This is a genomic window from Pantoea sp. ARC270, assembly GCF_003236725.1.
Classification (GTDB): Bacteria; Pseudomonadota; Gammaproteobacteria; order Enterobacterales; family Enterobacteriaceae; genus Pantoea; species Pantoea anthophila.
Map to the genome: position 1 here is coordinate 1 of NZ_PUGA01000069.1, position 6,941 is coordinate 6,941.

At 53.2% G+C, this 6,941-nt stretch carries 5 protein-coding genes, 1 tRNA gene and 1 pseudogene; 3 read left to right on the forward strand and 4 right to left on the reverse strand.

All coding sequences use genetic code 11. The features are described 5' to 3' along the window. Nucleotides 1–179 precede the first annotated feature (179 nt). The 4 genes from nac to CKF42_RS20685 all read right to left on the reverse strand — a co-directional run bounded on the left by nac (nucleotide 180) and on the right by CKF42_RS20685 (nucleotide 5,039). Nucleotides 180–1,097: a nitrogen assimilation transcriptional regulator NAC gene (nac, locus tag CKF42_RS20670; RefSeq protein WP_009089395.1), complete on the reverse strand. Its 918-nt coding sequence runs from the start codon at nucleotides 1,095–1,097 to the stop codon at nucleotides 180–182. A gap of 452 nt (nucleotides 1,098–1,549) precedes the next feature. Then, complete coding sequence (locus CKF42_RS20675; RefSeq protein ID WP_181161923.1) at nucleotides 1,550–2,575, reverse strand: ABC transporter permease; 1,026 nt, start codon at nucleotides 2,573–2,575, stop codon at nucleotides 1,550–1,552. Between the two features lie 23 nt (nucleotides 2,576–2,598). Continuing rightward, nucleotides 2,599–4,083 carry a sugar ABC transporter ATP-binding protein gene (locus CKF42_RS20680; RefSeq protein ID WP_111209091.1) on the reverse strand — a complete coding sequence of 495 codons (1,485 nt, stop codon included), beginning with the start codon at nucleotides 4,081–4,083 and terminating at the stop codon, nucleotides 2,599–2,601. 32 nt (nucleotides 4,084–4,115) lie between these two features. Beyond that, nucleotides 4,116–5,039, reverse strand: a complete 924-nt coding sequence (locus CKF42_RS20685; RefSeq protein WP_009089392.1) for a sugar ABC transporter substrate-binding protein — start codon at nucleotides 5,037–5,039, stop codon at nucleotides 4,116–4,118. A 505-nt stretch (nucleotides 5,040–5,544) separates the two neighbouring features. Here CKF42_RS20685 and CKF42_RS20690 point away from each other — a divergent pair. The 3 genes and pseudogenes from CKF42_RS20690 to CKF42_RS20700 all read left to right on the forward strand — a co-directional run. After that, a tRNA-Asn gene (locus CKF42_RS20690) sits at nucleotides 5,545–5,620 on the forward strand. A gap of 211 nt (nucleotides 5,621–5,831) precedes the next feature. Continuing rightward, a pseudogene (locus tag CKF42_RS21545) lies at nucleotides 5,832–6,074 on the forward strand (integrase); the annotation flags it as partial. A gap of 345 nt (nucleotides 6,075–6,419) precedes the next feature. Continuing rightward, nucleotides 6,420–6,941, forward strand: a 522-nt coding sequence (locus tag CKF42_RS20700; protein WP_111209092.1) for a hypothetical protein, incomplete at its 3' end; no start/stop codon positions are given.

The following is a 6,941-nucleotide window of genomic DNA, read 5'->3' on the forward strand; positions in this document are numbered from 1 at the left end:
CCCCTTGACGCGTCCGCCTGCACGGGCAGGCTGAAACTCCCTCACGCCTGGCGGGCGAAATCTTCTCAGAGCCAGCCCGCCGCCAGGTAAACACTCCCTCACGCCTGGCGGGCGAAACCTTCCCAGAGCCAGCCCACCGCCAGGTGAAAACGCCCCGCGCCTGGCAGGCCCCCCCACCATTAACTCACTAACATCAGCTCCCGCTCCTCGTTCAGTGGCGTGTTCAGCAGCGACAGCAGGATGTTTTTCACCGCCTGCGCGGAAGGCGACAGCGGCAACCGCGCGGAGATGTTCAGCGACAGCGGCAGACTGAGTGAGGGACTGTTGATGCGCGCCATCCAGGCATCCGTCGAGCCCACCAGCGAACGGGCGGCGGATTCCGGTAATACGGTTACGCCCATGCCGCTGGAAATGGCGGCGGTCAGGGTAGAAATCGATTCAATCTCACCGATAATGCGGGCGCTCAGGCGACGCAGGGAGAACGCCTCATCAACCCGCTTACGCACCGCACTGTAGTCGCGCGGCAGGAACAGGCTCATCTGCGCCACATCCGCCAGATCGACACTGGCTCCCGGGCAGTCGGTGGCGCCCACCAGATAGAGATCCTCTTTCATCAGCGGCATGCTGTTGATCCCGGCGGTGGGCGCGCGGTCGTAGAGCACCGCCATATCCAGCTGACCGGACATCACTTTCTCATTCAGTACGCTGCCGCTGTTTTCGTGCAGGTAGACCAGGACTTCAGGAAACTGATCGCGAACGGTCTGCAGCAGCGGCATCGTCAGCGAAGAGGCTGCGGTGCCTGGTGCCAGACCAATTGAAACCTGACCACTGAGGATCTGACCGGCATTGATGACCGCCGTCTGGGCCTGCTCACACTGGCGCAGAATGGTGCGCGCATGACCATAGAGAATCTTACCGGCCTCTGTCGGCGTGACGCCCCGCTTGGTGCGGATCAGTAACTGCTGATCCAGTTCATTCTCCAGCGTGGCGACCTGCTGACTGAGTGCAGGCTGGGCGATATGCAGCACTTCCGCTGCCTGCGTCAGACTGCCGATATCGACGATTTTCACAAAGTATTTCAGTCGTCTTAAATTCATCTTGCCTCCGTCACTAGCCCTGAATAGCGAATAGGATCTGCGTCCTTCGCCTGATGAGAGGGATTTTGCAAGATGCAGGCCAGGTTTAAATCTCGCTCCCTGACCAGGCTCAGGATTTTTCCTAACGGCCCGGAAAATAAGCGTTTCTGATTACCTCTTAGGGGTTAATAAGGATCGGGAATGGCTGAGCCGGGAAGCCAGACCGCCCGGACGCACTGTGACAGTGCATTTGCTGCGAGGCGGGTGTGCAGAAAAGTGATGACGGGTTGTACAGTTTTAGTGCAGTGAAAGGGCATGACATCGGCTGAAGGCCTGTCTGGCCTGCATCGCGGCTTAACCGGCCTGAAAACGATGTAACCGCTATCGGCGGGATTTCTTATCATGAAGCGCCGTGATGAATAAACAGCAGGTGCTGCCCTCTCCCTGTCGCTGAAGAGGGCAACGGTTGCCGGTCAGCGTTTTTTGCGGTTGCGATGCATATCGATAGAGACGGCGGCCACGATAATGATCCCTTTAATAATGTCCTGAATGTAGGCATCGACACCCACGAAGGTGAATCCGCTTTTAATCAGGCCGAGGATCACCGCACCAATCAATGTACCCGTGATACGCCCGACGCCGCCCATCAGACTGCTGCCACCGATAACGGCTGCGGCAATGGCGTCCAGCTCGTAGGACATCCCCATGCTTGACTGACCGCTGCTGACGCGCGCCGCCAGAACCACACCAGCCAGACCCGACAGGGCCCCCGCAATGGTGTAGACAATGATCAGATACTTATTAACGTTGATCCCGGAGACTTTCGCCGAGGTCATGTTGCCGCCGATGGCATACACATATTTGCCGTAGCGGGTATGTTTCAGAGCGATATGGAACAGCAGCGCGACCGCCAGGAAAATCACGACCGGCATGGCGCCCTGGCCTATGGCGGTAAAGCCGTCAGAGAGGAAGCTGATCGGATTGCCCTGAGTGTAGTACTGCGCCAGGCCGCGAGCCGACACCATCATACCCAGCGTGGCGATAAAGGGCGGAATACCGGTGCGGGTAATCAGCACCCCGTTGACCAGCCCTGCCAGCAGCCCGACCCCGATACCGGCAGCAACCGGGATGACCGCGGGCATATTGACCAGTGACGGAAACATCGGTGAGAGACTGTCGGAGGTCTGTGCCAGACTTGCAGCCACCACCGCCGCCAGGGCGATCACGGAACCGGAGGAGAGATCGATACCGGTCGTAATGATGACCTGGGTCACGCCGACGGCAATAATCCCGATAATCGCCACCTGCAGCACAATCAGGATCAGGCGGTTGGTGTTGAGCAGGAAAGACTGGTCACGCACATACCAGCCGAACATTTCAAAAATCAGTGCAATCCCCACCATCACCACAAAAATGCCGGTATCTTTCGGCAGCTTATGACGCAGACTGGCAAAAAAAGAGGGTTGCTGCGGGGCTGCCGGGGTGGCAGTAACTTTCATATTGCTCATAGTGGTTTCGCGCCTCATTCGGATGCCAACGACAGAATGGTTTCCTGATCGGCTTCTTCTTTATCGAGGATGCCGGTTATACGCCCGCCGTGCATGACCATCACCCGGTCGCTCATGCCCAGGATTTCCGGCAGTTCAGAGGAGACCATGATGATCGCCACGCCACGGTTGGCGAGCTCACTGATTAAGCGGTAAATCTCCGCTTTTGCGCCGACGTCAATGCCACGGGTCGGCTCGTCCAGAATCAGAATCTTCGGCTGAGCCAGCAGCCAGCGGGCAATCAGGACTTTCTGCTGATTCCCGCCGCTGAGGTTATTGATGATCTGATCCATGGTCGGGGTTTTGATATTGAGACGGCGGATTTGGTCCATGCAGTCCTGCGCCATCTTCACATGGCTGACAAAGCCGCTTTTACCGCTGTACTCCGGCATATTGACGATGCTCATGTTCTCCATCACCGAAAGCACCAGAAAGAGTCCGGATTTCTTACGGTCTTCGGTCAGGAACGCCATGCCCTTTTCGATCGCGGTGGACGGCGAGTCGATCGTCACCGGTACGCCATCAATTAAGATCTCCCCGCTGTCGAAGCTCTCCATGCCAAACAGACTCTCCATCACCTCGCTGCGACCGGCGCCCACCAGCCCGGCGACGCCGAGGATCTCCCCGCGCCGCACGCTGAAGCTGACATCGGTGAAACGATCTTTGCAGGAGAGGTTTCGCACCGTCAGCACCTCTTCGCCAATGGCGCTGTTAAATTTCGGAAACAGCTGGGTCAGTTCACGCCCGACCATCTGGGTGATCAGCGACTGGCGGGTGTACTTCTCCGTCTGGTCGCTGGCGATCCAGCTGCCATCACGGAAAATGCTGACCTCATCGGTGATGGTGAAGATTTCATCCATCTTGTGACTGATGTAGATGATCGCTTTGCCCTGCTCGCGCAGGTCGCGAATGATGGTGAAGAGATGCGCCACTTCGGTTTCCGTGAGCGCGGAGGTGGGCTCGTCCATGATGACGACGTCCGAGTCCCAGGAGACCGCTCTGGCAATCTCGACCATCTGCTGTGAGGCGATGCTCAGTTCACCCACCATCCGATCGGCTTTCAGACGGATATTCAGGCGGTTGAGCAGCTCCTGTGTCACCTGATTGAGCCGGGCGTGATCGACAAAACCAAATTTCATCGGCTCGCGGCCCAGCCAGATATTCTCAGCGACGGTCATGTAGGGCACCAGGTTAAGCTCCTGGTGAATCATCGAAATGCCGGAACGCAACGCGTCCATGGTGTCGTGAAACTGCACCGGCTCCCCTTTAATTTTGATGGTGCCCTTATCGGGACGATAGATCCCGATAAGGCACTTCATTAAAGTGGATTTGCCCGCGCCATTTTCGCCCATCAAGGCATGTACCGTTCCCGGACGCACCCGCAACGAGACGTTGTCGAGGGCTTTCACTCCGGGGAAGAACTTGCTGATGCCTTCGGCTTCAAGCGCAAACGCGTTCATACATCACCTCCGTCAGGCTGAGTCAGGAACGATTATTTCAGGTTACGCTGGGTAAACTGTTCCATGTTCTCTTTGGTAATCAGCTGGTAAGGGATGTTGATAATTTTCTGGACCTGTTCGCCTTTCACCAGTTTGATCGCCGTCTGCACCGAGCCTTCGCCCTGCCCCTTCGCATCCTGGAAGACGGTGGCGACCATCTTGCCCTGCTTCAGCATCTGCAGTGCATCCGGTGTACCATCGACGCCAGCAATCAGGATTTTGTTCGGGTTTTTACCCAGTGCCTGCAGCGCACCGATTGCCATTTCATCGTTGTTCGACGCGATAGCATTGATTTCATCACCGGCCGTCATCCAGTTACTGACCACATCCACCGCGTCGTTACGGGTAAATTTGGCGGTCTGCTTCTGAACAATTTTGATGCCAGGATATTTAGCGGCCACCTCTTCCACACCTTTGGTACGGTCGCGGGTCGATTCATTCGCCAGGTCACCCATCAGAATGGCGACGTTGCCTTTGCCGTTCATTGCTTTAGCCAGCGCTTCCATCTGTAACCGGCCGGCCAGTTCTGAATCGGACCCCACATAGGCCATTTTGCCGGTGAGTTCAGCTCCTGGACGGCGGTTAACAAAGATCAGCGGGATGCCCGCTTTGCTCGCCTGATCCATAATCGGTTTTACCGCGTTGGTGTCGACCGGGTTGACGATCAGGGCATCGACACCCTGACCGATAAAGTTCTGCACCTGCTGCAGCTGCTGTGAAACGTCGCCTTTTGCATCCTCAACCTGCCCTTTAACGCCATCTTTCTGCATCTCTTTCTGCATGGCCGTGCGCAGAATGGTGAGGAAGTTGTCATCAAACAGCGCCATTGAGACGCCGACCGAAATATCTTTTGCCATAACCGCGGCAGGTAACATGCAGGCTAACAGTGAGGCGACAATCGTTTTTTTGATGTTCATAGGGACCCTTCTTATTTGTTAACTTGCTCAGCGGCTGTGACCGCGAATGAAAAATATCTTTTACATTCACCCAGCCTGTCTGGCGTCTGTTTCGGGAATTTTGAGGTTAGACTTCGGCTTCTGGCTATTTTTGTGATCGACCACTCCTTTTCACAATCACTTGATCTGCAAACAGTTACTTCCGACCTGCCGTTTCAGTTTCCGGAGAAAGTGGCGACCGTAACGCTAAGCAGTTTATTTATTCCATAAAATCTCGTTTTGAAATTTTTATCATAAAAGCACTGAAACGGCTGTTTTGACATCGGCAAACAACAAAACTTTGACATGCCTCTAACATCTGCAGAGAAATGCCCGCAAAGTGAGATCCTGTTGGCAGTTTGAAAAGCCAGCAGATTCGGGAAAAATTCACCAATCCGCTGCTTTTACGAGCATCCGAACGCATTTCGTTAAACAGGGCTTTGACAAGCGGGATCGGCGCCGCTAATATTCGCCCCGTTCAAGCGATTCCTCTGTAGTTCAGTCGGTAGAACGGCGGACTGTTAATCCGTATGTCACTGGTTCGAGTCCAGTCAGAGGAGCCAGAATTAGAAAAGCCCGCTCAGGGAAACCTGAGCGGGCTTTTTGCTTTCTGTCTATGGGTTACTCCTTCTTTCACGTTCACCCTCGTTTACTAAAAACCACTTGAAGCCCTATCCTTTGATGATAAAAATGCTGGTAATGCGGGTTCGATTTCCCCTTTAAGCAACAAATGAGGGGAGGCTTTCATGTCACTGACTGATATCAGAGCTAAATATCTTCTCTAACAGTGTCTACCCTGCTGTTTCACGTGCTGGTGCAAGGCAACGGCCTGGTGAGGCCATAAGGCTTCTTGCACCAGGCATCGACCCTGATGCAAAGAAGCAGCCAGAGGTTGAAGAGCTAGAGGCCAGATGTGATAAGACACGCTGCTTCGCTATAGTGGCCAAAGCCGGTTTTGACACGAAAATAAAATGGTCAAAAGATTCGGGTGATTCCGTATGGAAGCGCCCTGAAACCTGAGCCTTTCCGGCGAGGGGAGATAAAGAAGTTTTTCATACAGGGCGTGGCAGAAAATGAAAGCGCAAATGCCCTCAATATGAGTCTGTTATTCTTTCTTCACGTATTACTCAGCATATAATTGACCTTTATCAATTAAAAATTGATTAACTTTTTACCTTTTAAGGCGACCATGAAGATAATTCCCTCTTTATCCTGACAAGGGAGTTTGTCGAATGGCTATTCCGGTTTATTTATGAAGATGTGCTTATTTTAAATATGCAGATTTAGCTTACGAGAAAATCACGTGGCATATCTGGATGGCAAGATTATTCATCTCTGACCCATGGAAAGGATAAAGGTGAAATGAAATATCTCCTCTTTGCTCTTTGCGTAACATCCTGCGTTGCGACGGCTACGCAGATGGAAGGTTTTGGTGCCAGCTACTACCAGGACGATTCATCCATCTCTGACTACGACACTCACAAAAGCTTAGTGCCGAGTATTATTGTCGGAGATAATGTCTATACGATGGAATTTAGCAGGCTTACAGACATGGCAAAAACGACTGGCGTGACTGTTAATCAAGACAACCATGCATCGTGGCTGTGCCTCGCTTCTGAAGGTGTTAACTACTGGTTTATTTCTGATAATGAGATGGGACATGGGGATTTGACATCAATTGCCATTGCCAGGACAGAGCAACAAGGAAACTGCTCTCCTTATAAGGGTCATTTGAGCATTACAATCAAGGGAACGCCTTTGCTGGATGCTTCATTTGAAAAGATCTCGTCAATCTTCCTGAACAAACCAGATGGCAATATAGTCCAGTACTGTACTAACACAAAAAACTATGGCGATTTTACTCAAATGAACTGCCTCCAGTAT